This is a genomic window from Citrobacter sp. Ct235 (assembly GCF_030332305.1).
Taxonomy (GTDB): Bacteria; Pseudomonadota; Gammaproteobacteria; order Enterobacterales; family Enterobacteriaceae; genus Citrobacter_A; species Citrobacter_A telavivensis.
Genome location: NZ_JAOWIC010000039.1, coordinates 20,962 through 47,722, shown reverse-complemented (window position 1 = coordinate 47,722; position 26,761 = coordinate 20,962). Strand labels below are relative to the sequence as shown.

At 55.6% G+C, this 26,761-nt stretch carries 27 protein-coding genes; 13 read left to right on the top strand and 14 right to left on the bottom strand.

What is annotated here, in order from left to right; translation table 11 throughout:
• Nucleotides 1–15: 15 nt before the first annotated feature.
• From dnaK to nhaR, 4 genes are all read left to right on the top strand, one after another.
• Nucleotides 16–1,932 carry a molecular chaperone DnaK gene (gene dnaK / locus OGY35_RS04540; RefSeq protein WP_042323997.1) on the top strand — a complete coding sequence of 639 codons (1,917 nt, stop codon included), beginning with the start codon at nt 16–18 and terminating at the stop codon, nt 1,930–1,932.
• 84 nt (nt 1,933–2,016) lie between these two features.
• Nucleotides 2,017–3,150 (top strand): molecular chaperone DnaJ, encoded by a 1,134-nt coding sequence (dnaJ, locus tag OGY35_RS04535; RefSeq protein WP_061076371.1) that lies wholly within the window; start codon nt 2,017–2,019, stop codon nt 3,148–3,150.
• Between the two features lie 172 nt (nt 3,151–3,322).
• A complete protein-coding gene (nhaA, locus tag OGY35_RS04530) occupies nt 3,323–4,489 on the top strand; it encodes a Na+/H+ antiporter NhaA (protein WP_286631534.1) in 1,167 nt (388 codons plus the stop codon).
• A 66-nt stretch (nt 4,490–4,555) separates the two neighbouring features.
• Nucleotides 4,556–5,455 carry a transcriptional activator NhaR gene (gene nhaR / locus OGY35_RS04525; protein ID WP_152405934.1) on the top strand — a complete coding sequence of 300 codons (900 nt, stop codon included), beginning with the start codon at nt 4,556–4,558 and terminating at the stop codon, nt 5,453–5,455.
• Nucleotides 5,456–5,515: 60 nt separating this feature from the next.
• Here nhaR and rpsT read toward each other — a convergent pair whose 3' ends face one another.
• A complete protein-coding gene (gene rpsT, locus OGY35_RS04520) occupies nt 5,516–5,779 on the bottom strand; it encodes a 30S ribosomal protein S20 (protein ID WP_003018940.1) in 264 nt (87 codons plus the stop codon).
• Nucleotides 5,780–5,903: 124 nt separating this feature from the next.
• Between rpsT and OGY35_RS04515 the strand changes: the two genes are divergently transcribed.
• The 6 genes from OGY35_RS04515 to ispH all read left to right on the top strand — a co-directional run bounded on the left by OGY35_RS04515 (nt 5,904) and on the right by ispH (nt 12,194).
• Complete coding sequence (locus OGY35_RS04515; protein ID WP_052746862.1) at nt 5,904–6,101, top strand: DUF2575 family protein; 198 nt, start codon at nt 5,904–5,906, stop codon at nt 6,099–6,101.
• Nucleotides 6,102–6,108: 7 nt separating this feature from the next.
• Complete coding sequence (gene ribF / locus OGY35_RS04510) at nt 6,109–7,047, top strand: bifunctional riboflavin kinase/FAD synthetase (protein ID WP_152405933.1); 939 nt, start codon at nt 6,109–6,111, stop codon at nt 7,045–7,047.
• A gap of 34 nt (nt 7,048–7,081) precedes the next feature.
• Nucleotides 7,082–9,898: an isoleucine--tRNA ligase gene (ileS, locus tag OGY35_RS04505; RefSeq protein ID WP_286631533.1), complete on the top strand. Its 2,817-nt coding sequence runs from the start codon at nt 7,082–7,084 to the stop codon at nt 9,896–9,898.
• Nucleotides 9,898–10,395, top strand: coding sequence for a signal peptidase II (gene lspA, locus OGY35_RS04500; protein WP_152405931.1), 498 nt, complete (start codon nt 9,898–9,900; stop codon nt 10,393–10,395). Before ileS ends, lspA begins: the two co-directional genes overlap by 1 nt.
• Before the next feature lie 397 nt (nt 10,396–10,792).
• Complete coding sequence (fkpB, locus tag OGY35_RS04495; protein ID WP_042998001.1) at nt 10,793–11,242, top strand: FKBP-type peptidyl-prolyl cis-trans isomerase; 450 nt, start codon at nt 10,793–10,795, stop codon at nt 11,240–11,242.
• Nucleotide 11,243: 1 nt separating this feature from the next.
• On the top strand, nt 11,244–12,194 hold the full coding sequence (gene ispH, locus OGY35_RS04490) for a 4-hydroxy-3-methylbut-2-enyl diphosphate reductase (RefSeq protein ID WP_178825938.1): 951 nt from the start codon (nt 11,244–11,246) through the stop codon (nt 12,192–12,194).
• Nucleotides 12,195–12,223: 29 nt separating this feature from the next.
• On the opposite strand, the gene OGY35_RS04485 is transcribed toward ispH, so the two are convergent.
• From OGY35_RS04485 to OGY35_RS04445, 9 genes are all read right to left on the bottom strand, one after another.
• Complete coding sequence (locus OGY35_RS04485; protein ID WP_286631532.1) at nt 12,224–13,006, bottom strand: SDR family NAD(P)-dependent oxidoreductase; 783 nt, start codon at nt 13,004–13,006, stop codon at nt 12,224–12,226.
• Nucleotides 13,007–13,015: 9 nt separating this feature from the next.
• Nucleotides 13,016–13,924, bottom strand: a complete 909-nt coding sequence (locus OGY35_RS04480; protein WP_286631531.1) for a dihydrodipicolinate synthase family protein — start codon at nt 13,922–13,924, stop codon at nt 13,016–13,018.
• Complete coding sequence (gene ilvD, locus OGY35_RS04475; protein WP_286631530.1) at nt 13,921–15,633, bottom strand: dihydroxy-acid dehydratase; 1,713 nt, start codon at nt 15,631–15,633, stop codon at nt 13,921–13,923. The genes OGY35_RS04480 and ilvD overlap by 4 nt, the downstream gene beginning before the upstream one ends.
• A gap of 20 nt (nt 15,634–15,653) precedes the next feature.
• On the bottom strand, nt 15,654–17,009 hold the full coding sequence (locus tag OGY35_RS04470) for an MFS transporter (RefSeq protein ID WP_286631529.1): 1,356 nt from the start codon (nt 17,007–17,009) through the stop codon (nt 15,654–15,656).
• Nucleotides 17,006–18,439 (bottom strand): sugar porter family MFS transporter, encoded by a 1,434-nt coding sequence (locus OGY35_RS04465; RefSeq protein WP_286631528.1) that lies wholly within the window; start codon nt 18,437–18,439, stop codon nt 17,006–17,008. The genes OGY35_RS04470 and OGY35_RS04465 overlap by 4 nt, the downstream gene beginning before the upstream one ends.
• A gap of 24 nt (nt 18,440–18,463) precedes the next feature.
• Entirely contained in the window at nt 18,464–19,330 is an 867-nt protein-coding gene (locus OGY35_RS04460) for an SMP-30/gluconolactonase/LRE family protein (RefSeq protein ID WP_286631527.1), read from the bottom strand.
• 2 nt (nt 19,331–19,332) lie between these two features.
• Nucleotides 19,333–19,977, bottom strand: a complete 645-nt coding sequence (locus OGY35_RS04455; protein ID WP_286631526.1) for a 2-dehydro-3-deoxy-6-phosphogalactonate aldolase — start codon at nt 19,975–19,977, stop codon at nt 19,333–19,335.
• A complete protein-coding gene (locus tag OGY35_RS04450; protein ID WP_286631525.1) occupies nt 19,974–20,876 on the bottom strand; it encodes a 2-dehydro-3-deoxygalactonokinase in 903 nt (300 codons plus the stop codon). The genes OGY35_RS04455 and OGY35_RS04450 overlap by 4 nt, the downstream gene beginning before the upstream one ends.
• A 98-nt stretch (nt 20,877–20,974) precedes the next feature.
• Complete coding sequence (locus OGY35_RS04445; protein ID WP_286631524.1) at nt 20,975–21,706, bottom strand: FadR/GntR family transcriptional regulator; 732 nt, start codon at nt 21,704–21,706, stop codon at nt 20,975–20,977.
• A 94-nt stretch (nt 21,707–21,800) separates the two neighbouring features.
• Between OGY35_RS04445 and rihC the strand changes: the two genes are divergently transcribed.
• The 3 genes from rihC to OGY35_RS04430 all read left to right on the top strand — a co-directional run bounded on the left by rihC (nt 21,801) and on the right by OGY35_RS04430 (nt 24,155).
• Nucleotides 21,801–22,718 (top strand): ribonucleoside hydrolase RihC, encoded by a 918-nt coding sequence (rihC, locus tag OGY35_RS04440; protein ID WP_286631523.1) that lies wholly within the window; start codon nt 21,801–21,803, stop codon nt 22,716–22,718.
• A 98-nt stretch (nt 22,719–22,816) separates the two neighbouring features.
• The gene (locus OGY35_RS04435; RefSeq protein ID WP_286631522.1) at nt 22,817–23,380 is read left to right on the top strand and encodes a glucose-6-phosphate isomerase family protein; all 564 of its coding nucleotides are present in this window, start codon (nt 22,817–22,819) and stop codon (nt 23,378–23,380) included.
• On the top strand, nt 23,373–24,155 hold the full coding sequence (locus OGY35_RS04430; protein WP_286631521.1) for a glucose-6-phosphate isomerase family protein: 783 nt from the start codon (nt 23,373–23,375) through the stop codon (nt 24,153–24,155). Before OGY35_RS04435 ends, OGY35_RS04430 begins: the two co-directional genes overlap by 8 nt.
• Nucleotides 24,156–24,194: 39 nt before the next feature.
• On the opposite strand, the gene OGY35_RS04425 is transcribed toward OGY35_RS04430, so the two are convergent.
• Genes OGY35_RS04425 through OGY35_RS04410 form a run of 4 tightly spaced genes read right to left on the bottom strand, consistent with a single transcriptional unit; the run spans nt 24,195 to nt 26,758 of the window.
• Nucleotides 24,195–25,013 (bottom strand): PTS system mannose/fructose/sorbose family transporter subunit IID, encoded by an 819-nt coding sequence (locus tag OGY35_RS04425; RefSeq protein WP_152405926.1) that lies wholly within the window; start codon nt 25,011–25,013, stop codon nt 24,195–24,197.
• Nucleotides 25,013–25,813 carry a PTS mannose/fructose/sorbose/N-acetylgalactosamine transporter subunit IIC gene (locus OGY35_RS04420; protein WP_152405925.1) on the bottom strand — a complete coding sequence of 267 codons (801 nt, stop codon included), beginning with the start codon at nt 25,811–25,813 and terminating at the stop codon, nt 25,013–25,015. The genes OGY35_RS04425 and OGY35_RS04420 overlap by 1 nt, the downstream gene beginning before the upstream one ends.
• A 10-nt stretch (nt 25,814–25,823) precedes the next feature.
• On the bottom strand, nt 25,824–26,318 hold the full coding sequence (locus tag OGY35_RS04415; protein ID WP_042323970.1) for a PTS sugar transporter subunit IIB: 495 nt from the start codon (nt 26,316–26,318) through the stop codon (nt 25,824–25,826).
• An 11-nt stretch (nt 26,319–26,329) separates the two neighbouring features.
• On the bottom strand, nt 26,330–26,758 hold the full coding sequence (locus tag OGY35_RS04410) for a PTS sugar transporter subunit IIA (protein WP_152405924.1): 429 nt from the start codon (nt 26,756–26,758) through the stop codon (nt 26,330–26,332).
• Between the last annotated feature and the right edge of the window lie 3 nt (nt 26,759–26,761).

Below are 26,761 nucleotides of genomic sequence, written 5' to 3'. Positions count from 1 at the left end.
AGTGGAGACGTTTAGATGGGTAAAATTATTGGTATCGACCTGGGTACTACCAACTCTTGTGTAGCGATTATGGATGGCACCACTGCACGCGTGCTGGAGAACGCCGAGGGCGATCGCACCACGCCTTCTATCATTGCTTATACCCAGGATGGTGAAACTCTGGTTGGTCAGCCGGCTAAACGTCAGGCAGTGACAAACCCGCAAAACACCCTGTTTGCGATTAAACGCCTGATTGGCCGCCGCTTCCAGGACGAAGAAGTTCAACGTGATGTTTCCATCATGCCGTACAAAATCATCGGCGCCGACAACGGCGACGCATGGCTGGATGTGAAAGGTCAGAAAATGGCACCGCCGCAAATTTCGGCTGAAGTGCTGAAGAAAATGAAGAAAACGGCTGAAGATTACCTGGGTGAACCGGTAACTGAAGCGGTTATCACCGTACCTGCTTACTTTAACGATGCTCAGCGTCAGGCAACCAAAGACGCCGGCCGTATCGCAGGTCTGGAAGTGAAACGTATCATCAACGAACCGACTGCCGCTGCACTGGCGTATGGTCTGGATAAAGAAGTTGGTAACCGTACTATCGCGGTTTATGACCTTGGTGGTGGTACGTTCGATATCTCTATTATCGAAATCGACGAAGTTGATGGCGAAAAAACCTTCGAAGTTCTGGCAACCAACGGTGATACCCACCTGGGTGGTGAAGACTTCGACAGCCGTATGATCAACTATCTGGTTGAAGAGTTTAAGAAAGATCAGGGCATTGACCTGCGTAACGACCCGCTGGCAATGCAGCGCCTGAAAGAAGCGGCAGAAAAAGCGAAAATTGAGCTTTCTTCTGCACAGCAGACCGACGTGAACCTGCCGTACATCACTGCAGATGCCACCGGTCCGAAACACATGAACATCAAAGTGACTCGCGCGAAACTGGAAAGCCTGGTCGAAGATCTGGTGAACCGTTCCATCGAGCCGCTGAAAGTCGCTCTGCAGGACGCTGGCCTGTCCGTATCTGATATCAACGACGTTATCCTCGTTGGTGGTCAGACGCGTATGCCAATGGTGCAGAAGAAAGTGGCTGAGTTCTTTGGTAAAGAACCGCGTAAAGACGTGAACCCGGACGAAGCCGTGGCAATTGGTGCTGCTGTCCAGGGTGGTGTATTGACCGGTGATGTGAAAGACGTACTGCTGCTGGACGTTACCCCGCTGTCTCTGGGTATCGAAACCATGGGCGGTGTGATGACTGCGCTGATCAACAAAAACACCACTATCCCGACCAAGCACAGCCAGGTGTTCTCTACCGCGGAAGACAACCAGTCTGCGGTTACCATCCATGTGCTGCAGGGTGAACGTAAACGTGCGTCTGATAACAAATCTCTGGGTCAGTTCAACCTGGATGGGATCAACCCGGCACCGCGCGGCATGCCGCAGATCGAAGTGACCTTCGATATCGATGCTGACGGTATCCTGCACGTTTCCGCGAAAGACAAAAACAGCGGTAAAGAGCAGAAGATCACCATCAAGGCGTCTTCTGGCCTGAATGAAGAAGAAATTCAGAAAATGGTTCGCGAAGCCGAAGCGAATGCTGAGTCTGACCGTAAGTTTGAAGAGCTGGTTCAGACCCGCAACCAGGGCGACCATCTGCTGCACAGCACGCGTAAGCAGGTTGAAGAAGCAGGCGAGCAGTTACCGGCTGACGACAAAACGGCCATTGAGTCTGCGCTGACCGCACTGGAAACGGCGCTGAAAGGCGAAGACAAAGCGGCCATCGAAGCGAAGATGCAGGAGCTGGCGCAGGTTTCCCAGAAACTGATGGAAATCGCTCAGCAGCAGCATGCGCAACAGCAGGCGGGCTCCGCTGACGCTTCCGCAAACAACGCGAAAGATGATGATGTTGTCGACGCTGAGTTTGAAGAAGTGAAAGACAAAAAATAATCGCCCTTTGAACGGGTAATTACTGGCACGGGCGAAGAGGTTTCCTCTCCGCCCGTGCACGCATGTTAAGGGCAGAAAAAAGAGATGGCTAAGCAAGACTATTACGAGATTTTAGGCGTTTCCAAATCAGCGGAAGAGCGTGAAATCAAAAAGGCCTACAAGCGCCTGGCCATGAAATTTCACCCGGACCGTAACCAGGGTGATAAAGAGGCCGAAGCCAAGTTTAAAGAGATCAAAGAAGCGTATGAAGTCCTGACCGACTCGCAGAAACGCGCTGCCTATGACCAGTACGGTCATGCCGCGTTTGAGCAAGGCGGGATGGGCGGCGGCGGCGGTTTTGGCGGCGGCGCTGACTTCAGCGATATCTTTGGTGACGTTTTTGGCGATATCTTTGGCGGTGGTCGGGGTCGTCAACGTGCTGCGCGTGGGGCCGATTTACGTTACAACATGGATCTCACCCTGGAAGAAGCCGTACGTGGCGTGACCAAAGAGATCCGCATTCCGACGCTGGAAGAGTGTGATGTTTGCCACGGCAGTGGCGCGAAAGCGGGGACTCAGCCGCAGACCTGTCCGACCTGTCATGGTTCCGGTCAGGTGCAGATGCGTCAGGGGTTCTTCGCGGTTCAGCAAACCTGTCCACACTGTCAGGGGCGCGGTACGCTGATCAAAGATCCGTGCAACAAGTGTCACGGTCATGGTCGCGTCGAGAAGAGCAAAACGCTGTCGGTTAAAATACCGGCAGGCGTGGATACCGGTGATCGCATTCGTCTCTCTGGCGAAGGTGAAGCTGGTGAGCACGGCGCACCGGCAGGGGATCTGTACGTTCAGGTTCAGGTGAAACAGCACCCAATCTTCGAACGTGAAGGCAACAACCTGTACTGTGAAGTACCTATTAACTTTGCGATGGCAGCACTCGGCGGCGAAATTGAAGTTCCGACGCTGGATGGCCGCGTGAAGCTGAAAGTACCCAGCGAAACGCAGACCGGAAAACTGTTCCGCATGCGTGGCAAAGGCGTGAAGTCGGTTCGCGGCGGCGCGCAGGGCGATTTGCTGTGCCGCGTCGTGGTCGAAACGCCGGTTGGTCTGAACGAGAAACAGAAGCAACTGCTGAAAGATCTGCAGGAAAGCTTTGGTGGCCCAACCGGTGAAAAGAACAGCCCGCGCTCCAAGAGCTTCTTTGACGGCGTGAAAAAGTTCTTTGATGATTTGACCCGCTAATCACGTCTGCCGTATCGACCAAAAGCCTGGGATTGCGAGATCTCAGGCTTTTTTTATGTCTCTATAACTCGGTAAAATCGAATGTTTTGCCATTAATAATCTAATTTTAACGATTATTCATGCGGAGTATGATAGTAATTACGAAGTATTCACCCTATAGAGAGAATAAAAAGTGAAACATCTGCATCGTTTCTTTAGCAGTGATGCCTCTGGGGGCATCATTCTTATCATCGCCGCTGTGCTGGCCATGCTGATGGCCAATATGGGTGTGACCAGTGGATGGTATCGCGCCTTTCTCGAGACGCCTGTCCAACTGCGCGTTGGCGCGCTTGAAATCAATAAAAACATGCTGCTGTGGATCAACGACGCCCTGATGGCGGTGTTTTTCCTGCTGATTGGCCTTGAGGTCAAGCGCGAGCTGATGCAGGGCTCTCTGGCGAGTCTGCGTCAGGCGGCTTTCCCGGTGATTGCCGCTATTGGCGGAATGATTGTCCCGGCGCTGCTGTATCTGGCATTCAACTATGCCGATCCGATCACCCGCGAAGGCTGGGCGATCCCGGCCGCCACGGATATCGCTTTTGCCCTGGGCGTGCTGGCCCTGCTCGGCAGTCGGGTGCCGCTGGCGTTGAAAATTTTCCTGATGGCGCTGGCGATTATCGATGACCTGGGCGCGATCATTATTATCGCCGTCTTCTACACCCACGATCTGTCGATGGTGTCATTGGGTGTGGCGGCATTTGCGATTGCGATTCTGGCGCTCCTTAATTTGTGCGGCGTCCGGCGTACGGGCGTGTACATCCTTGTTGGGGTGGTGTTGTGGACCGCCGTGCTGAAATCCGGCGTTCATGCAACGCTGGCGGGTGTGATCGTCGGCTTTTTCATTCCGCTGAAAGAGAAGTACGGGCGTTCTCCGGCGAAGCGTCTGGAGCATGTTCTGCATCCGTGGGTGGCATATCTGATCCTGCCGCTGTTTGCCTTCGCCAATGCGGGCGTTTCTTTGCAGGGCGTGACGATGGACGGGCTGACCTCCATCCTGCCGCTGGGCATCATTGCGGGCCTGCTGGTGGGTAAGCCGCTGGGTATCAGCCTGTTCTGTTGGTTGTCGTTGCGTCTGAAGCTGGCGCAACTGCCGGAGGGAACCTCGTTCCCGCAAATCATGGCGGTCGGCATCCTGTGCGGCATTGGCTTTACGATGTCGATCTTTATCGCCAGCCTGGCCTTTGGCAGCGTGGATCCGGAGCTGATTAACTGGGCGAAGCTGGGGATCCTGATTGGCTCCTTGCTGTCGGCGGTGATTGGCTACAGCTTGCTGCGCGCACGTTTACGCCCGTCAGTCTGATCGGGGCGAGTTAGCAGGGAAGCTTTTTCCGGCTTCCCTTATTGTGACTTTTATCAGAGAGAGTGTATGTCCCACATTAATTACAACCATCTCTATTACTTCTGGCACGTCTATAAAGAGGGCTCCGTGGTCGGTGCGGCGGAGGCGCTTTATTTAACGCCGCAAACCATCACCGGGCAGATTAAAGCGCTTGAGGAACGCCTGCAGGGTAAACTCTTCAAGCGTAAGGGGCGCGGTCTGGAGCCCAGTGAACTCGGCGAACTGGTTTTTCGCTATGCGGATAAAATGTTTACCCTAAGCCAGGAGATGCTGGATATCGTGAACTACCGCAAAGAGTCCAATCTGCTATTTGACGTGGGCGTGGCGGATGCGCTGTCGAAACGACTGGTCAGCAACGTACTGGATGCGGCTGTCGTTGAAGGTGAACAGATCCACCTGCGCTGTTTTGAATCGACCCATGAGATGCTGCTGGAGCAACTCAGTCAGCATAAGCTGGACATGATTATCTCGGACTGCCCGATTGATTCTACGCAGCAGGAAGGGCTGTTTTCGGTGAAGATTGGCGAATGTAGCGTCAGCTTCTGGTGTACTCAGCCGTTACCGGAAAAACCCTTCCCGGCCTGTCTGGAAGAGCGGCGTTTGCTGATCCCCGGGCGGCGTTCGATGCTAGGACGCAAGTTGCTGAACTGGATTAATTCCCAGGGGCTGAAGATTGAGATTCTGGGGGAGTTTGACGACGCCGCATTGATGAAAGCCTTTGGCGCGACGCATAATGCGATTTTCGTGGCTCCAACGCTCTATGCGCATGATTTTTACGCGGACGATTCGGTGGTAGAAATTGGTCGCGTGGAAAATGTGATGGAGGAATATCATGCCATCTTTGCCGAGAGGATGATTCAGCATCCGGCGGTACAGCGCATCTGCAATACGAACTATTCGGCGTTATTCACGCCCCAGAACAAATAGTCCAGACATAAAAAAACCCGCTTGCGCGGGTTTCTTCACAAAGCAACAATCAACAGGCGATTAAGCCAGTTTGTTGATCTGTGCAGTCAGGTTAGCTTTATGACGTGCAGCTTTGTTTTTGTGGATCAGACCTTTAGCAGCCTGACGGTCCACGATTGGTTGCATTTCGTTAAATGCTTTCAGTGCAGTAGCTTTGTCGCCAGCTTCGATAGCTGCGTATACTTTCTTGATGAAAGTACGCATCATAGAGCGACGGCTTGCGTTGTGCTTACGAGCCTTTTCAGACTGAACGGCGCGCTTCTTAGCTGATTTGATATTAGCCAAGGTCCAACTCCCAAATGTGTTCTATATGGACAATTCAAAGGCCGAGGAATATGCCCTTTTAGCCTTCTTTTGTCAATGGATTTGTGCAAATAAGCGCCGTTAATCTAGCGACGCTACGTTACGTATTGATGGCGCAGGATTCTACCAGCTTGCTGGCTGTGAATACAGCTTTTCAGCGATAAAAATTGAATTGCTTTGTCAGTTTGTGGTCGGTATTTGCCTCAGGGTAATGAAATCCATCTGCTTTCTGTTTCGCCACATCAATCGCCGGTTAACCTTGACCGCCGTACAAGGTATACTTTGGCGATTTTCACTGTTTTGAGCCAGACATGAAGCTGATACGCGGCATACATAATCTCAGTCAGGCCCCGCACGGGTGTGTGCTGACTATTGGTAATTTCGACGGCGTGCATCGTGGTCATCGTGCGCTGCTGCATGGTTTGCAGGAAGAAGGGCGCAGGCGTGGCTTACCGGTGATGGTGATGATTTTTGAACCGCAGCCGCTCGAACTGTTTGCGACAGACAAAGCCCCTGCGCGGCTGACCCGCCTGCGTGAAAAATTGCGTTATCTCGCGCAATGCGGCGTCGACTACGTGCTGTGCGTGCGATTCGATCGCCGTTTCGCTGCCCTCACGGCACAGTCCTTTATCAGCGAATTGTTGGTGAATCGTCTTGGCGTGCAATTTCTCGCGGTGGGGGATGATTTCCGCTTTGGCGCTGGTCGTGAAGGCGATTTCTTGTTATTACAGAAGGCCGGCGTGGAATATGGTTTTGATATCACCAGCACCCAAACTTTCTGCGAAGGTGGTGTTCGTATCAGTAGCACCGCCGTGCGTCAGGCGTTGGCAGAAGACAACCTGGCCCTCGCCGAAAGCCTGCTGGGCCATCCGTTTACCATCTCTGGTCGCGTAGTGCACGGTGATGAACTCGGACGCACCATTGGTTTCCCGACGGCAAATTTACCGCTGCGTCGTCAGGTTTCCCCGGTAAAAGGGGTTTATGCGGTAGAAGTGATGGGGCTTGGCGAAAAGCCATTGCCCGGCGTAGCGAACATCGGGACCCGTCCGACGGTTTCGGGCGTGCGCCAGCAACTGGAAGTGCATCTGCTGGATGTTGCAATGGACCTCTATGGTCGCCATATAGATGTTGTGCTGCGTAAAAAAATACGCAATGAACAGCGATTTGCCTCGCTGGATGAACTCAAAGCGCAGATTGCGCGAGATGAATTAACTGCCCGTGATTTTTTTGGGCTAACAAAACCGGCTTAAATGCCTACGTAATCAATACGGAACCGAGAATCTGATGAGTGACTTTAAATCAACCCTGAATTTGCCGGAAACAGGGTTCCCGATGCGCGGCGATCTCGCCAAGCGCGAACCGGGAATGCTGGCGCGTTGGACTGATGATGACCTGTACGGCATCATTCGTGCGGCCAAAAAAGGCAAAAAAACCTTCATTCTGCATGATGGCCCCCCTTATGCGAATGGCAGCATTCATATTGGTCACTCGGTTAACAAGATTCTGAAAGACATTATCGTGAAGTCCAAAGGACTCGCGGGATATGACTCGCCTTACGTTCCGGGTTGGGACTGCCACGGTCTACCGATCGAGCTGAAAGTGGAGCAGGAATTCGGTAAGCCGGGCGAAAAATTTACCGCAGCGGAGTTCCGCGCGAAGTGCCGTGAATATGCCGCAACCCAGGTTGACGGTCAGCGTAAAGACTTTATCCGTCTGGGCGTGCTTGGCGACTGGTTCCATCCGTATCTGACGATGGACTTCAAAACGGAAGCCAACATCATCCGCGCGCTGGGCAAAATCATTGGCAATGGTCACCTGCATAAAGGCGCGAAGCCTGTGCACTGGTGCGTAGACTGCCGTTCTGCGCTGGCAGAAGCGGAAGTGGAATATTACGACAAAACCTCTCCGTCCATCGACGTGGCTTTTGTTGCTGCGGATCAGGATGCGGTGAAGGCGAAATTTGGCGTGACGAACGTCAAAGGCCCAATCTCGCTGGTGATCTGGACCACCACGCCGTGGACGTTGCCGGCAAACCGCGCGATCTCCATTGCGCCTGACTTTGACTATGCGCTGGTACAGATCGACGGTCAGGCGGTGATCCTGGCGAAAGATCTGGTTGAAAGCGTGATGCAACGCATTGGCGCGACGGACTACACCGTTCTCGCAGCCGTAAAAGGGGCGGAGCTTGAGCTGCTGCGCTTTACGCATCCGTTTATGGGCTTCGATGTGCCGGCGATCCTCGGCGATCACGTGACGCTGGATGCCGGTACCGGTGCCGTACATACCGCGCCGGGTCATGGTCCGGATGACTATGTCATCGGCCAGAAATACGGTCTGGAAGTCGCTAACCCGGTGGGGCCGGACGGCGCGTATCTGCCGGGCACCTGGCCGACGCTGGACGGTGTGAACGTCTTTAAAGCCAACGATCTTATCGTTGAGCTGTTGCGTGAAAAAGGCGCGCTGCTGCACGTTGAGAAAATGCAGCACAGCTATCCGTGCTGCTGGCGTCACAAATCGCCGATTATCTTCCGTGCGACCCCACAGTGGTTCGTCAGCATGGATCAGAAAGGTCTGCGTGAGCAGTCTCTGAAAGAGATCAAAGGCGTGCAGTGGATCCCGGACTGGGGTCAGGCACGTATCGAATCGATGGTTGCGAACCGCCCTGACTGGTGTATCTCTCGTCAGCGTACCTGGGGTGTACCGATGTCTCTGTTCGTTCACAAAGACACTGAAGAACTGCATCCGCGCGCCATCGAACTGATGGAAGAAGTGGCGAAACGCGTTGAAGTTGACGGTATTCAGGCCTGGTGGGATCTCGATCCGAAAGAGATTCTGGGCGATGAAGCCGATCGGTACGTGAAAGTGCCGGATACGCTGGACGTCTGGTTTGACTCCGGATCAACTCACGCTTCCGTCGTGGACGTGCGTCCGGAATTCGCCGGTCATGCCGCGGATATGTATCTGGAAGGCTCCGACCAGCACCGTGGCTGGTTCATGTCTTCTCTGATGATCTCCACCGCGATGAAAGGCAAAGCACCGTATCGCCAGGTACTGACGCACGGCTTTACCGTTGATGGTCAGGGCCGCAAAATGTCCAAATCCATCGGTAACACCGTTTCGCCGCAGGATGTGATGAACAAACTGGGCGCCGACATTCTGCGTTTGTGGGTGGCATCAACCGACTACACCGGTGAAATGGCCGTTTCGGATGAGATCCTCAAACGTGCTGCCGACAGCTATCGTCGTATCCGTAACACCGCGCGCTTCCTGCTGGCGAACCTGAACGGGTTTGATCCGGTTAAAGACATGGTGAAACCGGAAGAGATGGTGGTACTGGACAGATGGGCGGTCGGCTGCGCGAAAGCGGCACAGGAAGATATCCTGAAAGCATACGAATCCTATGATTTCCACGAAGTGGTGCAGCGCCTGATGCGCTTCTGCTCGGTGGAAATGGGGTCGTTCTATCTCGACATCATCAAAGACCGCCAGTACACCGCGAAAGCGGACAGCGTGGCGCGTCGCAGCTGCCAGAGCGCGCTGTATCATATCGCGGAAGCGCTGGTACGCTGGATGGCACCGATCATGTCCTTCACCGCGGATGAAATCTGGGGCTACCTGCCGGGCTCCCGTGAGAAGTATGTCTTCACCGGCGAGTGGTACGAAGGTCTGTTCGGTCTGGCGGACAGCGAAGCGATGAACGATGACTTCTGGGACGAGCTGCTGAAAGTGCGTGGCGAAGTGAATAAAGTTATCGAACAAGCGCGTGCGGATAAGAAAGTGGGCGGTTCTCTGGAAGCGGCAGTGACCCTGTACGCGGAACCTGAACTGGCTGCTAAACTGACCGCGCTGGGCGATGAATTACGATTTGTCCTGTTGACCTCCGGGGCGAAAGTCGCTGACTATGCCGGGGCTTCTGCTGACGCACAGCAGAGCGAAGTGCTCAAAGGGCTGAAGATCGCCCTGAGCAAAGCCGAAGGTGATAAATGCCCGCGTTGCTGGCATTACACGACGGATGTCGGCAAGGTAGCGGAACACGCAGAAATCTGCGGTCGCTGTGTCAGCAACATCGCCGGTGACGGCGAAAAACGTAAGTTTGCCTGATGAGTAAGCCTCTTTGTTCAACAGGGCTACGCTGGCTGTGGCTGGTAGTAGTCGTGCTGATTATCGATTTGGGCAGCAAGTACCTGATCCTCCAGAATTTTGCTCTGGGGGATACGGTGTCGCTGTTCCCGTCGCTTAATCTGCATTATGCGCGTAACTATGGTGCGGCGTTTAGCTTCCTCGCCGATAGCGGCGGCTGGCAGCGCTGGTTCTTTGCCGGTATTGCGATCGGTATCTGTGTCATTCTGGCGGTGATGATGTACCGCTCCAGAGCGACGCAGAAGCTGAATAACATCGCGTATGCGTTAATCATTGGCGGCGCGCTGGGGAACCTGTTCGACCGCCTGTGGCATGGCTTCGTTGTCGACATGATCGATTTCTACGTCGGGGACTGGCATTTTGCCACCTTCAACCTGGCCGATTCGGCGATTTGTGTCGGTGCGGCGTTGATTGTGCTGGAAGGTTTTTTGCCCTCCAGAGAGAAAAAAGCCGCATGAAAATTGCCGGATGGCGGCGCAAGCGCCTTATCCGGCCTACAAAATAGCGCGAACCTTGTAGGCCTGATAAGCGTAGCGTCATCGGGCAAACATATGCCGGATGGCGGCGCAAGCGCCTTATCCAGCCTACAAAATAGCGCGAACCTTGTGTAGGCCCGATAAGTGTAGCGTCATCGGGCAAACATGTGCCGGATGGCGGCGCAAGCGCCTTATCCGGCCTACAAAATAGCGCGAACCTTGTGTAGGCCCGATAAGCGTATCGTCATCGGGCAAATATATGCCGGCTGGCGGCGCAAGCGCCTTATCCGGCCTACAACATAGCGCGAACCTTGTGTAGGCCCGATAAGCGCAAGCGCCATCGGGCAAACCGGTGAGTCACAACAAGTGAGCAATCTGCATGTCTAAATCAGTACAGAGTAACAGTGCGGTGCTGGTGCACTTCACCTTAAAACTCGACGATGGCTCCACCGCAGAGTCAACCCGTAATAACGGCAAGCCCGCGCTTTTCCGCCTGGGGGATGGTTCTCTGTCTGAAGGACTGGAGCAACATCTTCTCGGACTGAAAGACGGCGATAAAACCACCTTTTCCCTGGAGCCGGATGCCGCGTTTGGCATCACGACGCCAGACCTGATTCAGTACTTCTCGCGTCGCGAATTTATGGACGCAGGCGAACCTGAAATCGGGGCTATTATGCTTTTTACCGCAATGGACGGCAGTGAGATGCCTGGTGTGATCCGTGAAATCAATGGTGACTCCATCACCGTTGATTTCAACCATCCGCTGGCCGGGCATACCGTTCATTTTGATATTGAAGTGCTGGAAGTTGATCCGGCACTGGAGGCGTAAAATGCAGATCCTGTTGGCCAACCCGCGCGGCTTTTGCGCCGGTGTAGACCGCGCTATCAGCATTGTTGAAAACGCGCTGGCCATTTATGGCGCGCCGATTTATGTTCGTCACGAAGTGGTGCATAACCGTTACGTGGTCGACAGCCTGCGCGAGCGCGGGGCGATTTTCATCGAACAGATCAGCGAAGTGCCGGACGGCGCGATCCTGATCTTCTCCGCTCACGGTGTTTCTCAGGCGGTGCGCAACGAAGCAAAAGGCCGCGATCTCACCGTCTTTGACGCCACCTGTCCGCTGGTGACCAAAGTGCATATGGAAGTGGCGCGCGCCAGTCGTCGCGGTGAAGAGTCGATCCTGATTGGTCACGCCGGGCATCCGGAAGTCGAAGGCACGATGGGACAGTACAGCAACCCGGAAGGGGGCATGTACCTGGTTGAGTCGCCGGAAGATGTTTTTTCGCTTAATGTGAAAAACGAAGGCAAGCTCTCCTTTATGACCCAGACTACGCTCTCCGTGGACGATACGTCAGACGTGATTGACGCGCTGCGTCAACGCTTCCCGAAAATCGTCGGGCCGCGTAAAGATGACATTTGTTATGCCACCACAAACCGTCAGGAAGCGGTGCGTGCGCTGGCTGAGCAGGCGGATGTCGTGCTGGTGGTGGGGTCAAAGAATTCGTCTAACTCCAACCGTCTGGCCGAACTGGCGCAGCGGATGGGGAAAGCCGCGTTTTTGATTGACGACGCGACCGATATCCAGGAAGCCTGGGTGAAAGAGGCACAATGCGTGGGCGTCACCGCTGGCGCGTCGGCGCCGGATATTCTGGTGCAAAACGTCATCGCGCGTTTGCAGGAACTGGGCGGCGGCGATGCTATCCCGCTGGAAGGGCGTGAAGAGAACATTGTTTTCGAAGTGCCGAAAGAACTGCGGCTCGATATCCAACAAGTGGATTAAAAAATGGGGAGCGAAAGCTCCCCATTTGACTATTCGTCGTCTTCATCCTGCATGATAGCGCTGCGCCCACCGTCCATCACGATGGTCGTGCCCGCAATAAATCCGGCCTTTTCACTGCTTAAAAACAGACACAGTTCACCGACTTCTTCCGGCTTGCCGATGCGTCCAACTGGATGCTTTTTCACCGTTTTCTCACGGGCGATCCGCGCATCCGGATGCGCATCAAACCACGCCTGATTTCCTGCCGTATCAATAAAGCCCGGCGCGATGCCGACGGTGCGGATCGCCGGTCCCCATTCGATGGTCAGACTTTGCACCAGCGACAGCAGCGCGCGCTTGGTGATGTTGTACGGTGCACAGCCTGGCATCGTGGAAAACGCGTGATTGGAGGTGATCACCAGAATCACGCCGCGGCTCTTTTGCAGCGCAGGACGGGCGCATTTCGCCAGATACCAGTGCGAGCGCAGATTCAAATCCAGATTATGCGACCAGTCGCTTTCGTCGCAATCGATGCCTTTAAAGACGTTTTTCCCGGCGTTGGATACCACGATATCAATGCGCCCATACTGTTTCTCTGCATCGTCGACGAACCGTTTGATATCAGCGGTTTGCGTAACGTCGACTGAAAAGTAGTGGTAGCGTCCGTCATATTCTTCCAGCATCTGGCGAGCGTTGGCGGCTTTCTCCAGTGACGAAAAAGCGCAGCCAATGACGATGTCGCCATTTTTTAAAAAGGTGCGGGCGATGGCTTCACCGATACCCTGGCTGGTGCCCGTTACCAGCACGACCCGGGGCGTATGTTGTGTGGTCATGTTTATCCCTTACGCTAAGTTAAAATCATGGATCAGCTGTGTAATCGCCTGCCGATCGGCGGCGTCCAGCGTCCAGCCCGGTCGGCGACAGTAGTCGCTGGCAATAATCCCGCGCTGCATCAGCAGCGTTTTTTCCGCCTGAATGATGTACTCGCAATGGCTCATCCAGCGCTGAATAAACGGCAGCAGCCGCTGATGGAGCGCGTGGGCCTGCTTTATTTCACCGTTCTGCCAGTGGTGATAAATCTGCACATACACTTCGGTAAACGAACAGCCCGGCATCACGCCTTTGCCACCGGCTTCCAGCATTTGCAACATATACAATCCCGCGTAGCCGTTCAGAACGCTGGCCTGCGGCGCATGGTGCAGGAATTCTCGGGTGTACTCTACGGGCGGGTTGCACTCGATTTTAAACACCGCATGTGGGTAACGTTCCGCAATGGCGGCGAGTTGTTCCGGCGTAATGGGCAGCCCGGTTTCGCCTGGCGCGTATTGCACCATCACCGGAATATCAACGGCTTCCAGCACCGCAAAAATATGTTCCTGAACGGCCTGTGGGCTGGGTGATAAAAAGAACGGTGGTAGCAGCATCAGCGCATCGGCGCCCAGCGCCTGATAGCGCTTCGCCCGCTTAATGGCGATTTCCGTGCTGTGGTCGGTGACGGAAAACGCGCGATACAGCGGGCTGCCCGCCAGCGTGCTGACCATGAGCTGCGCCAGACGGTCCCGTTCGCCATCATCAAGCTTAGGAAATTCGCTGGCGATACCAAACAGCGTAGCGCCGTTTGCACCACTAGTGGCGAGGTGTTCGAGCAGGCGCACGAAACTGCATTCGTCGATGTCACCCTGTGGCGAAAATGGCATTGCCACGATGGGATTTATGCCGACAATCCCGGCGGCGGTAAAATGCTTCTTCATTCCATGTCCTCCCTGTCCGCAAGCACTGCGCCCTGTGCAGCGGGCAGCGCCCAGCGGCGATAAAGGCGCAAAAAGCCGCGCGGCACTTCTTTATACACCGGCTTCCAGTTTTGACGTCGCTGTGCGAGCGTGGCGTCATCCACGTGCAGAGTGAGCTGTCGTGTCGGAATATCGATGGAGATGTCATCGCCGTCCTCAACCAGACCCAGCGCCCCGCCTTCAGTGGCTTCCGGAGAAATATGGCCGACAAATAGCCCCCGATTAGAACCGGAAAAGCGGCCATCGGTGATCAGCGCGCAGCTGTCGGAAAGCCCCATGCCTTCGAGGCACTTCATCGGTTTGTACATTTCCGGCATGCCCGGTCCGCCTTTAGGCCCTTCGTAGCGTAATACCAGTACGCTACCTGGCTGAATAGCACCTGACATAATGGCCTCGACCGATTCCTGTTCGCTGTTGAACACCACTGCCGGACCGCGGAAAGTCATCAGATTTTCAGGGACGGCGGCGGGTTTCACTACGCAACCCAGTGGTGAAAGGTTGCCATGCAAAACAGCTACGCCCGCTTCACTGCGCACCGGGATTGCCAGCGAACGAATCACTTCCGGGCGGGAGGTTTCGTGTCCTTCAGCCAACAGTTCAGCTTTGGTTTTTCCAGTGACGGTCAGCGCATCACGATTCATCAGCGTCGCAATTTCCTGCTCCACGGCGCGAACGCCACCGGCTTCCCAGAAGTCGATCATGTCGTGTTCAGACGCTGGGTAGAGCGACGCGACCAGCGGCACCTGATGGCTAAGCTTGTCAAAAGCGGAGAGAGGCAGGTGCCCCAATTCCGCTTCGTAGTGAATGGCCTGAAGATGGAGAATGGCGTTGGTGGAGCCGCCGGTCGCCAGCAGATAGACCATCGCGTTATGAATGGATTCTGGCGTAATAATCTGGCGAGCATTCATGCCTTCGCGCACCAGCGTCACGGCCTGCTTCCCGGTTTCAACGGCGCAAATTCGACGCTCCTGTGAAACGGCAGGCAGCGTGCTGCTGCCCGGCAGACTCATGCCCAGCACTTCGGCGATACAGCACATGGTGTTTGCGGTGCCGTACATGGTGCAGGAACCCGGGCCTGGTTCAGCGATATTTTCGATGTGGGCGAATTCCGCTTCGGTTATTTCACCCCGCGTTTTCCAGCCAATGGCTTCAGTGACAATATTGCCGTCCCAGTGTTTACCTTTGTACTCTGCCGGGTACATCGGACCGCCGTTGACCATGATGGCTGGAATATCCAGGCGTGCTGCCGCCATCAGCATGGCCGGAACGATTTTGTCACAGGAACCAAGCAGCACCATGCCGTCAAAGCGGTGAGCGCGCATCATGCTCTCAATCGACATGGCGATCACTTCACGGGCCGCGAGAATATAGCGCATCCCCAGATGCCCTTCAGCAATGCCATCACAGGGGGCAATGGTGCCGAAAACCATTCCTATACCGCCCGCTTCATCAATGCCTTTCAGGACGTTTGCCGTCAGTTCGTTGAGGTTGGCGTGTCCGGCGGTCGCATTGGTGTAGCTATTGACCACCGCAATGACCGGGCGGCGCAGCTGCTCGTCCGTGTGGCCCATGGATTTATACAGGGCGCGTTTTAACGCGCCGTCATCACCCTCGAGGATGGGGCTGAAATGCGTGCCGCAGTGGGCACATCCTCCACAATCACTCTTCATAGCACTCTCTTTCATCATGATTAATTGGTGTGTTGGGAAGCGTCGAGTGGCTCGTGGGGAGAAACAGGACGCGGTTGACGGGTTGGGTTAGCCAGCCGTGCAGGCAGCAATAGAATTAGCGGTACGACTAACAGCAGGAACCCGGCGAGAATGTACAACCCGCCATCGGTGCTGCCGGTCGTGTCTTTCAGCCAGCCGAGGACGGTAGGACCGAAGAATCCGGCAAGGTTGCCGACAGAGTTCACCAACGCAATACCCGCGGCGGCGGCCGTGCCCGAAAGCATCGAGCCCGGCAGACTGATATAGGTTGGGATAAGCGCCAGCGTTCCGGACATCGCAAGACAGATCCACGCCATCATCCAGAAGGTCGAGCCGCTGCAATAAGCGCTGAGCGCCAGGCCCACACAGCCGATCAATGCCGGAATCGCGATATGCCAGCGGCGCTCCTGCCTGAGATCGGAGTGACGGCTGTTCCAGACCATGAACGCCGCGCCAAACACGTACGGCAGAGCCGCGAGCAAACCAATTTGCAGGTCGTCGCTGATGCCAGAGCTTTTGATGATCGACGGCAGCCAGAAGTTGATGCCGTAGTAGCCGATGTTAAAGCTGAAGAAAATCAGCGCCAGCAGCCACACATAGCCGTTGCGGAACATGGCGCTGAGCGTGCTGCTGGGCTGGCCAGCGTTGGCCTGTTCGCGGTTGTGATTGTCGCGGGCCAAATCGCTGAGAATGATCTGCTTTTCAGCGTCGCTCAGCCATTTGGCGGACTTCACGTTGTTGTCGAGATAGCGCAACACCACGAAGGCCAGCACGAAGGAGGGAATGGCTTCCACCAGGAACAACCATTGCCAGTTGTGAAGGCCGTCTACGCCTTCAAACAGTTTTAAAATAAGGCCGGAAAGCGGGCTGCCAATGATAGTCGACAGCGGCGTGACCAGGATAAACAGCCCCAGCGTGCGGGCCGATCGCCATGACGGAAACCACAGCGTCAGATAGAACACGATCCCCGGGAAGAACCCCGCTTCTGCTACACCGAGCAGAAAACGCAGCACGTAGAATTGCGTGGGCGTGCTGACGAAGATCATGCCGGCTGACAGCACCGCCCAGGTGACCATAATGCGGGCTATCCAGAAGCGAGGGCCAAAGCGCTGCATCAGCAGGTTGCTCGGCAACTCAAACAGAAAGTAACCGATAAAGAAGATGCCTGCGCCAAGTCCATAAACCGTATCACTAAAGTTCAGGGCATCCTGCATGTGCAGTTTGGCGAACCCGACGTTAACGCGATCCAGGTAGGCAAAGAAGTAGCAGAGGATCAAGAACGGGATCAGTCTGCGGGTCACTTTGCGGTAAACGCTATCTTCGGAAGTCGTTCTCATTTTTGTGGTCTCGCTTCGTTAACTGCCGGGCGGTTTTCAGGTTGAGAGGCATCGCGCTGCCCGATGTCGCGTAACGCCGCGCCGCTCATCAGGTTGCGTTCGATGTGTTCCAGAGAAATATTTTTGGTTTCAGGGACAAACAGAATCGTAAGGCCGATACAGATAACGTTAAGCACACCGTACAGCCAGAAGGTGTTTGGGCTACCGATGCTGTCGATAAGCGTCAGGAACGTGGCACCGATGATCATGTTGGCGATCCAGTTCGCCATGGTGGAGCAGGTGACGCCGAAGTCGCGTCCGGCAAGCGGTTGGATCTCCGAGCACAGCACCCAGATCAGCGGGCCAGCGCTCATCGCAAAACCGGTGATAAAGATCAGCAGTACGGCAACGGCGGCGTATTGCTCAGTCAGGCCGCCAATCCCGCTGTAGAACATATAACCGAGGATCCCCATGCATACCGCCATCACGGCGTAGCCCAGTTTCAGGATTGGCTTGCGGCCCCAGCGATCCACCAGGCCAATGGCAATAAAAGTGGCGAGCACGTTAGTCAGCCCGGCGATCACCGTGCCCCACATCTGCTCGCGCACGGTGGCGAAACCGGCGATCTCAAATATCTTCGGGGCGTAGTACATGATGACGGTCATGCCGGTAAACTGTTGCATGAACTGCAGCAGAATCCCCAGACCGGTTGAGCGACGGAAATGACGGTTGTTACGAAACAGCTGCCAGCCGCGCTGTTTCATCTTCACGCTTTCGCGGATCTGCTCCAGTTCTTCACGCGCCTCGCGTTGACTGTTACGCAGCAGGCACAGCACTTTTTCTGCCAGCGCGTGCTTGTCTTTCATCGCCAGCCAGCGCGGACTTTCCGGCAGCGTCAGCACGCCAATGAATAAAACGATCGCCGGGAAGGTAATCACGCCGAGCATCCAGCGCCAGTGCCCGCCGCTGCTCAAGACCGTGTCAGAAATGAACGCGGCCAGAATACCGATGGTGATCATCAGTTGGTAAAGTGAAATCATGCTGCCGCGGATGTTTTCTGCTGCGATTTCAGACAGGTACAGCGGCGCAGTGAAAGAGGCGACGCCAACCGCCAGACCGAGAATAAAACGGGAAACGGCAAGCACTTCCATACTGGCGGAAAATGCACAGCCGACGGAGCCGATGATAAACAGCAGGGCGCCCAGCAACAGGCTTTTACGACGCCCGAGCGCGGAAGACATCGGGCCGCTGCCCAGCGCGCCCAATGCCGCGCCGAACATCATAATGCTGACCACGATTTCCTGCTGGTGGCTGTTGAGCTGAAATTCTTGAGCGAGAAACGGCAGTGCGCCTGCGATAACGCCCATATCCAGACCGAACAACAAGCCTGCCAGGGCGGCCAGGAAGCAGACGATTAGCGCCTGCCGGTTGAGGGAAGACGATGTAGTCATAACGATACCTTTCTTATTACCCGGTCAGAGCCTGAAGCGATTTGCAGGCGTGCCTGTGTAGCGGGTTTTTATGCTGATAAGGGCACCGTCGAAACGGCCTGGATTGAGCAGGCCGTCGCGTGCGGAAGTGATAAAAAGATCGGAAAGTTCAGGGCCGCCAAAAGTACAGCTGCTGGGCTGACAAACTGGCAGCGACAGGTCATACAACGGCATCAGGGTGGTTTTGCTAAGTGCCGCAACCGCCAGCAGGGATGAGCCCCAGCGAGCGTTGATAAGCTTGCCGTCAGTGGTCAGCGCGGAGCCATCGGGAATGCCGCTGACGGTGTACGTCTGCTGAATGTCCAGCGCATCAACAGTTTCTGTGGCACAGTGAATCTGACTGCGAAGGGAATCGGCAAACCAGATGTAACCGTCATGCCATTGCAACGTGTTGGGTACGTGTTGCGCGCCAAGCATCTTTTTCGCTTCTCCGCCCATGGCATCCAGCCGATACCAAGCGCCAGAGATCGCTATTGCTTTGGGATCCATCACGCTGAACCACAGCGCGCCGTCCGGGGCGATCGCCGCTTCGTTGGGACGCATCTCGTTTTCTGCTTCCGGCCACGGGCAAAGTAGCGTTTTTGTCTCGGTGTCGTAGTCGTAGCGCCAGATCCCGCTTTGGCTAACCGCTACAAATAGGTCGGGTTTGTCTGTCAACAGCACGGCGCTGGTAAAAACCGGCATTTCGCGTATTTCCGTGCGTTGTGCCTGCGGCCAGTAGCGCAATAGTTTCCCCGCCAGAATATCGACCCATAGCAGAGAAGCGCTGCGTTCGCACCAGACAGGTGTTTCGCCAAGCTGCGCTCGATAGTCGCCAATGCAGGACAGGCTGTTGATCAGCAAACGGTTCATTGTTATTGCACCTGGTTCCAGGACTGACGATAAGCGTTGGCGCGGTTTGCCAGTTCATCCAGCGGCATTCCTGCCTGATACAGCGCGCCGCCAAGCCCGAAACCGTTGGCCCCGGCCCGCATGTAGCGCTGCATTTGGTCTGCATCCGGACGAATGCCGCCCACAGGCAAACAGGCCACATTGCGGGGAAGTACCGCGCGGAAGGCTTTTAATAATTCCGGGGAAAGCTGTTCTGCCGGGAACAGCTTCAGGGCGCTGGCACCCGCATGCAGCGCGGCGAATGCTTCTGTTGGCGTCATCACGCCAGGGAGACTCACCAGATTGCGCTGGCAGGCGCGCTGAATAACGGCGGTATTGGCATTGGGTGAGACAATCAACTGACCGCCAGCCGCCGCCACATCATCCACCTGCCCGACGGTCAGCACGGTACCTGCACCAATCTTTGCGTTATCACCCGCAAATTCACACATCAGGCGGATGGATTCCAGAGCCGACGGGCTGTTCATCGGCACTTCAAGCCAGCGAAATCCGGCCTCAATCAGAATCTCCGCTGCGGCCGTTGCTTCCTGCGGCGTGATGCCGCGCAGAATGGCGATCAGCGGTAGCGGTTCCTTGCGCCAGTGTTCAAGAAAAAGATCCGGGGTCATGCATATGTCTCCTGTAGCTGTGAATAAAGGGCGGCCATGCCTTGCAGAAAGCAGGTGTCGCCGTCGGCAATTTGTAATGGGATTTGCAACGCTTTTGCGGCGTACAGATAGCGTTCGCAAAGCGCAGGTGAGCCAACGAGCCAGCACTCTTTTTCTGCGGACACGCCGGAGAGCTCATTGCCAATCAGCAGTCCGGAGAGGTAGCTGTGGATCGAAGAGGGCTCCAGTTCGCCGTTCAGACGGCGGGTGCGTGCAGAGAAAATCAGGTGGCTGAAGGGGACGCCCGCCTGGGCGGTCAACACCCCTTTCACAAAAGCAGCGCTGTCGTCCTGTTGTTCCGGCAATGCCCGGCCCAATAACGAGTGCTGACTGAGCAGTGAAAAGAGTTCGCCCGTCATTAGCGTGGAGAAATGGGTGATTTCACCGCGGTTCAGTTGGGCGTGTTTGCTGTGGGTCCCGGGTAAAATGGCGCAGTGTTCAAGAGCCGGATGAAGGGCATACAGCCCCATGAGCTGGACCTCTTCACCGCGCATGACGTCGGGCAAACCGAACGCGCTGGCGGAACTTACGCCGGGAATAATCCACGCCTGGCTACCCCAGGGGGTGGCAATGGGAAGGGCGCTTTCCCACAGCGTGTGAGCCGTGGCAGGGGCTGAAACGTACGGTACTTCCTGCCAGCCCTGCTGTGAACCGACCATGCCTGCCATCACGACTGGCAGCGCACCGTATTCTTCGAGCCACGGCTCCAGATGCTGATGCAGCGTGTCGGCAAACGCTCCTTTAGCGATAGCCAGTAGCCCGCAAGATTTTGATACTGAAGCAATAACCTGCTGGTCATTGAGTAAAAATGCACGAAAGTTGGTCGTGCCCCAGTCGATGGCGATCCAGTGTTTAGTCATTTCATGTAATACAACAATGTTAATCTTGTAATACAAGAATGCTAGAGCAAAAAAGCATCGCGATCTGTGAGAAAGATCGAAATTATGTCAGTGAGGGATCAAAGAAGGTGTTCAACGCAGGCAGGACGATCCTGCCAGATACTTTTTCCGGCGGCATGCAGCAGAATGCTGCGCATAAGCGCTCTGGCGTCATCTGGCTGGCGCAGACGAATGGCTTCAAACAATTGAAAATGTTCGTCCACTGCCGTTTTGGTTTCATGCAGATCCTCTTCCAGCGTCTGGCGGAAAGAGAGCACCATTGCAGCGCTCAGCGCATTACCCAGCGCCACCAGGAAGGGGTTGTGTGTAGCTCGCAGCAGCGCCTGGTGAAAGGCCACATCTCCGGCTTCAAATTTGGCTTTTTCAGCGTCAAGCTGACCGCTTCGCATCAGCGTGAGCGCATCTTCCATCGCCGCCAGATCGTGGCCATTGGCATTCAGCGCGGCAAGCATAGCGACGTTTGGCTCAAACATCAGACGCGTGACCATCAGTTGTTCTACCAGTTCGGCATCGACTTTACCTGTCGCCAGCCAGTTCAGAACATCGATATCCAGCAAACTCCACTGTTCGCGGGCATTGACGGTACTGCGCTTTTTCGCCTGAATAGAGATAAGCCCTTTGGCGGCCAGCGTCGCCAATGCATTGCGTAGCGAGGTGCGCGAGACGTTGTACTCGGTTGCCAGTTCGTTTTCGCCAGGCAGCGCGCTGCCTGCTGCCAGTTCGCCACGCAGAATGCGCCCGGCAAGATGCTGAGTAACGGATTCGGAGAGACTGGCCTGCACGACTTTCATTGCATTTCCTGGCTAAATACCTTCACTGTGATGGGCTATATAGTAAGCTAATTGTCAGCAAAATGGCTAATAAACACATAAGGGAGAATCACTTATGGAACGTCTGCCCATTATTCTCGACACCGACCCGGGCATTGATGATGCTGCGGCGATTGCCGCCGCGCTGTTTGCCCCGCAGCTCGACCTGCAACTGATGACCACGGTCGCCGGTAACGTCTCTGTGGAGAAAACCACCCGCAACGCTCTGCAACTGCTGCATTTCTGGAATGCTGATGTCCCTCTCGCACAGGGGGCCGCGACGCCGCTGCTGCGTTCGCTACGCGACGCGGCTTATGTCCATGGCGAATCGGGCATGGAAGGCTACGATTTTGTCGAGCATGACCGACAGCCGCTGGCGAAACCGGCGTTTATTGCCCTTCGCGACGCGCTGATGAGCGCCCCGAAGCCGATTACGCTGGTTGCGATCGGTCCGCTGACGAATATTGCGCTACTGCTGATGCACTATCCGGAATGTACCTTCAATATCCGTCGTCTGGTGATCATGGGCGGTTCTGCCGGACGAGGGAATTTTACCCCTAACGCCGAATTTAACATCGCGGTCGATCCAGAAGCGGCCGCCCGCGTATTTCGCAGCGGCATTGAAATTGTGATGTGCGGGCTGGACGTCACGAACCAGGCGATGCTGACGCCGGACTATCTGGCAGCGCTTCCCGCCCTCAATCACACCGGGAAGATGTTGCATGCTCTGTTCAGCCACTATCGCAGCGGGACAATGCGCACCGGCGTGCGGATGCACGATCTCTGCGCCATCGCCTGGCTGGTGCGACCGGATCTGTTTACCGTGAAGCCGTGCTTCGTCGCGGTTGAAACGCTGGGGGAATATACCGCCGGGACGACCGTGGTGGATATTGAGGGACGGATGAACAAACCGGCGAACGTGCAGGTCGCTCTGGATATTAATGTTTCCGGTTTCCAGCAGTGGGTGGCGGAGGTTCTGGCACTGGCACCCTAAGGAGTGTGATACGCACCGCACTCTGTTGACAGGACAGGCTGGTTAATCGATTAATCTGCTATTCTGATTCTGTTGTTCTCCTCGGGCCGGAGACACATATGAATCATCCATTTATCCAGCCACCGCAGGTGGAATGGGCGAGCGGCGCGTTGGCAAAAGGGCCGCTGTTGCGTAAATCAACCCGTATTCGGGATCTTATTGGTATTTTTGCCGACGATCCCGCCAGACAACGACTGGCGGGTGAACATGTGGTGTATGACGTTGAGATCCTGGCGACCTCCCCGGCGGAAGGCGAACTCTATACGGGCGTTACTCATCTTTATCCCGGACGCGTCGGCGATGAATATTTCATGACTCGCGGGCACTTTCATGCGCGCCGTGAACAGGGCGAAGTCTATTTTGGCCTGCGCGGGAATGGGCTTTTGCTGCTGCAAAATGAGCAGGGGCAAGCACGACTGGAAAGCGTTTGTGCCGGGTCAATTCATATCATTCCAGGTTTCACCGCACACCGGTTGATCAACACCGGAAGTGAGGTGCTTTCTGCGCTTGCCGTCTGGCCAGGTGTGGCCGGGCATGATTATGCGTCGCTGGCGAAGGGGTTCACTCTCAGGGTCTTTGAGAAAAACCAGCAGATTCAGGTGAGGGAGGCGCAGAATGAGTGACTCAGCGCGTCTTTATGGTCTGGATATGACCGTGCATCGTCATCCGCTTGGCTTCAGCTATGGGGATGATGTGACCGGGCCGATGCCGGAAATACGCCGACTCGATCAGATTCGTCCTTCCCTGCGCGATCCGCAGTGTGAGGGGCCGGAAGAGGTGTACGCTATCGCGATGGATGTGGCGCGAATGCAGGATCGCGAAGAGTTGAAAAAACGCATGCTGCTGTTTGGCGTGGTGACCTATGCGGCGGGTCGGTTGGGCGAAGAACCGATTCGCAGTCAGGGACATGTGCATCGCGTGAGTCAGCACAGCGGCTGGTCTCCGCCGGAGTTGTATGAGATCTGGCAGGGGAAAGCAATCATCTACATGCAGGAATATGTCGGTGACGATCCCGGTCGCTGCTTTGCGGTGATTGCCGGTCCTGGAGAAAAAGTGCTGGTGCCGCCCGGTTGGGCACATGCGACGATATCTGCGGATCCGAATGCGCCATTAACCTTTGGCGCGTGGTGCGATCGGGAATATGGCTTTGAGTATGAGGCCGTGCGGGCGCATAAAGGACTGGCATGGTATCCGTTACTGCAGGGTAACCACGTTATCTGGCAGCATAATCCGCGCTATATTCCCGGAAGACTGCAGGCCGTTACGCCCCGTCACTATACGGAATTTTCACTCACTTCCGCGCCAATCTATCAGCAATTTATTACCGACCCGGGACGCTTTCAGTTTATCTCTCGTCCGGATAAGTATGCAGGGCTGTGGCAGAACTTCCATCCCTGAAAACCGGGGCATGGCCCCGGTTGTTCCGTTTCATCGGCACTAACCTGCAAACAGGCCCGTTGCGACGCCCAGTGCGGCCAGGATCAGCAACAGGACCATTGCTTTCACCGGCGAGACGCCGCGTTTCGCCATCAGATACCAGGTGCCGAGAACGACCACCAGCGGGAGCAGTTGCGGAAAGATACCATCCAGCATCTGCTGAACATGAATATTTACGCCATCTTTGGTAATAAATTCCATCCCGGTTCCAAGCTTTACGTAGCTTGCCGCGACGCCGCCCATGACGAAAACGCCCAGCAGTGATAGGGCTTCGCGCAGACGAGTCGATTTGCTGCTCACCAGTATTTCCACCGAGCCGGAGCCCATCTTGTAGCCTTTCAGAAACAAGAACCATGAGCCGGGAATGATGATGGCGAGCCAGGCGACGGTATAAAACAGCGGACCCAGGATATTGCCGCCCGCCGCCAGCGCCATGCCGATACTGAGCAGAATGGGGATCAGCATACCGGGGATCATCGAGTCGCCGATCCCGGCAATCGGGCCCATCAGACCCACCTTCAGGGTGTTGATCGTCTCCCCGTCGATCGGTTCGCCGTTCGCTTTTTTCTCTTCCAGTCCCAGCGCCATCCCGTTCACGATGGCGCCAATCTGGGGTTCGGTATTGTAGAACGATGCGTGTCGACGCAACATTTCGGTCCGCTGTGCGGCATCGGGGTAGAGCTTTCTCGCAACGGGCAACATGCTCAGACAAAAGCCAAAAGACTCCAGCCGTTCAAAACTCATTGACGATAAGTTATGCATCATCCAGGCTCGCCAGCAGCGGCGAAGATCTTTACGGGTAAGCGTACGTTCTTCCATCAGAATTCATCCTCATCATCGCGGGTAACCGACGTCGCGTTTGTCGCCTGCGGCGGTTCCGGCTTGTAGTTATAGTGAATCAACGCCAGCAGTGAACCGACGATCACCAGCGCGACCATGTTGAGTTTTAAAAAGACGATGCAGACGAAACCGACGAGGAAGTAGATCAGCATGGTGTAATTTTTGATGATCTGCTTGAGCAAAATCGCAATCCCGACGGCGGGCAAAATGCCGCCCAGCACGTTCATCGTCGACAGAACGATCTTCGGCAGGCTGTCCATAAAGCCGCTGATGTACTGGGCGCCGAAGTATACCGCAATAAAGGTGGGCACAAAACGCAGCACAAAGTTCGTTACCTGCGGCCAGATGGCACTGTTCAGATAAATGCCCCGCTCATCGCCCCGTTCCAGCGCCGTGTCGGCGCGATGGTTCCAGAAAGAGTTTAGTACCATCATTGCATTAAACAGTATGGTCCCGGCAATCCCGATGGTGGCGGCCAGCGCGACCGCCACTTCCGGACCTTTACCTGAGAGGATCCCCAGCGCAATAGCCGGGTAAGCCACAAAGTTGAGATCGGCGGGCATTGAACCGCCGGGCGTCACCATGGCGATATATACTGCCTGAACCGCAACGCCAATCATGATCCCGGTTTTCATGTCACCAAGAATAATCCCGACCAACGTGCCGGAAATCAGCGGTCGGGTGATCAGATACCAGCCGCCCGTCAGCCCCAGAAGCCAGGGACTGCTGAGGGCGCCGAGATAACACAGAATGCCAATCAACATCGCTTCGATAATCATCGTCCGCTCCTTATTTCAGCTTCTGGCGCGCATCCTGCCAGCTGTAGCAACTGGCATCCGGCACCAGCCGGAATTCAACCTGGTGCCCGTGCTGCGTCAACCAGTCAAAGGCGGCGATCTCATGCGCATTGACTGACTGATTGGGGCCAATTGTCGTGGTATCGGCGCGCGCGCTCATCGGACCAACGTTGATTTTGCCGTTGGCATTGCGCAGGCTGATACCCGCTTCTTCGATGCGCATCAGCGTGACCGGCGATTTGCCAATCACGAAATAACGTTTCTCACTGGCGATGACTTTGGGCAGTTTCTCAATCGCGGTGGCGGTATCAAATAACCAGACTTTAGTGTCCTGCACCGCGCCTTTCATCACCGAGGAGAGCAGCGGATCGGCCGCGACGGCATCGTCAATGGCGACAATGCCGTCGCAGGGCAGCTCTTTGGCCCAACGTGTGACGAGCTGCCCATGAATAACGCGGTCATCGATACGGACAAAAGAAATACTCATAATGGTTTCCTTTAAAAATCATCTGACTGCACGGAAAAAACCGGGGCGGCCTTCGTCAGCGTGGGGGCGGTTAACGCCAGCAGCGTTTCGGCTGCGGCATGAACATCTGTGAGCGGGACTATCTCCTCGCTTAACAGCAGCATCGGGAGATTCATCCCCGCCACGACGGCGACGGGCGGAACCGTTTGTGGCGAAAAGGCGTGCTGGCAGGCGACATTCCACGGCGTGCCGCTTTGCATGTCGCAGAGCACCAGTACACCGTCAGCGCGTTGCCCCGCATCCGCCAGTACCTCGCAAAAGCGCGCTTTAAACCCTTCGATACCGTCCTGTTCGCTGAGCGTCACGGCGTAAACGTGCGGTAATTCGCCGTAAACCATTCGTCCGCTAGCGAGAAGCGCTTGTGCCAGAGGGCCGTGGCTGGCGACAATAATGTGGATCATCGG

Coding starts and splice junctions, on each gene's coding strand:
- dnaK (WP_042323997.1), top strand. CDS start 16: ATGGGTAAAATTATTGGTATCGACCTGGGTACTACCAACTCTTGTGTA.
- dnaJ (WP_061076371.1), top strand. CDS start 2,017: ATGGCTAAGCAAGACTATTACGAGATTTTAGGCGTTTCCAAATCAGCG.
- nhaR (WP_152405934.1), top strand. CDS start 4,556: ATGTCCCACATTAATTACAACCATCTCTATTACTTCTGGCACGTCTAT.
- ribF (WP_152405933.1), top strand. CDS start 6,109: ATGAAGCTGATACGCGGCATACATAATCTCAGTCAGGCCCCGCACGGG.
- ileS (WP_286631533.1), top strand. CDS start 7,082: ATGAGTGACTTTAAATCAACCCTGAATTTGCCGGAAACAGGGTTCCCG.
- lspA (WP_152405931.1), top strand. CDS start 9,898: ATGAGTAAGCCTCTTTGTTCAACAGGGCTACGCTGGCTGTGGCTGGTA.
- fkpB (WP_042998001.1), top strand. CDS start 10,793: ATGTCTAAATCAGTACAGAGTAACAGTGCGGTGCTGGTGCACTTCACC.
- ispH (WP_178825938.1), top strand. CDS start 11,244: ATGCAGATCCTGTTGGCCAACCCGCGCGGCTTTTGCGCCGGTGTAGAC.
- OGY35_RS04485 (WP_286631532.1), bottom strand. CDS start 13,006: ATGACCACACAACATACGCCCCGGGTCGTGCTGGTAACGGGCACCAGC.
- OGY35_RS04480 (WP_286631531.1), bottom strand. CDS start 13,924: ATGAAGAAGCATTTTACCGCCGCCGGGATTGTCGGCATAAATCCCATC.
- ilvD (WP_286631530.1), bottom strand. CDS start 15,633: ATGAAGAGTGATTGTGGAGGATGTGCCCACTGCGGCACGCATTTCAGC.
- OGY35_RS04470 (WP_286631529.1), bottom strand. CDS start 17,009: ATGAGAACGACTTCCGAAGATAGCGTTTACCGCAAAGTGACCCGCAGA.
- OGY35_RS04465 (WP_286631528.1), bottom strand. CDS start 18,439: ATGACTACATCGTCTTCCCTCAACCGGCAGGCGCTAATCGTCTGCTTC.
- OGY35_RS04460 (WP_286631527.1), bottom strand. CDS start 19,330: ATGAACCGTTTGCTGATCAACAGCCTGTCCTGCATTGGCGACTATCGA.
- OGY35_RS04455 (WP_286631526.1), bottom strand. CDS start 19,977: ATGACCCCGGATCTTTTTCTTGAACACTGGCGCAAGGAACCGCTACCG.
- OGY35_RS04450 (WP_286631525.1), bottom strand. CDS start 20,876: ATGACTAAACACTGGATCGCCATCGACTGGGGCACGACCAACTTTCGT.
- OGY35_RS04445 (WP_286631524.1), bottom strand. CDS start 21,706: ATGAAAGTCGTGCAGGCCAGTCTCTCCGAATCCGTTACTCAGCATCTT.
- rihC (WP_286631523.1), top strand. CDS start 21,801: ATGGAACGTCTGCCCATTATTCTCGACACCGACCCGGGCATTGATGAT.
- OGY35_RS04435 (WP_286631522.1), top strand. CDS start 22,817: ATGAATCATCCATTTATCCAGCCACCGCAGGTGGAATGGGCGAGCGGC.
- OGY35_RS04430 (WP_286631521.1), top strand. CDS start 23,373: ATGAGTGACTCAGCGCGTCTTTATGGTCTGGATATGACCGTGCATCGT.
- OGY35_RS04425 (WP_152405926.1), bottom strand. CDS start 25,013: ATGGAAGAACGTACGCTTACCCGTAAAGATCTTCGCCGCTGCTGGCGA.
- OGY35_RS04420 (WP_152405925.1), bottom strand. CDS start 25,813: ATGATTATCGAAGCGATGTTGATTGGCATTCTGTGTTATCTCGGCGCC.
- OGY35_RS04415 (WP_042323970.1), bottom strand. CDS start 26,318: ATGAGTATTTCTTTTGTCCGTATCGATGACCGCGTTATTCATGGGCAG.
- OGY35_RS04410 (WP_152405924.1), bottom strand. CDS start 26,758: ATGATCCACATTATTGTCGCCAGCCACGGCCCTCTGGCACAAGCGCTT.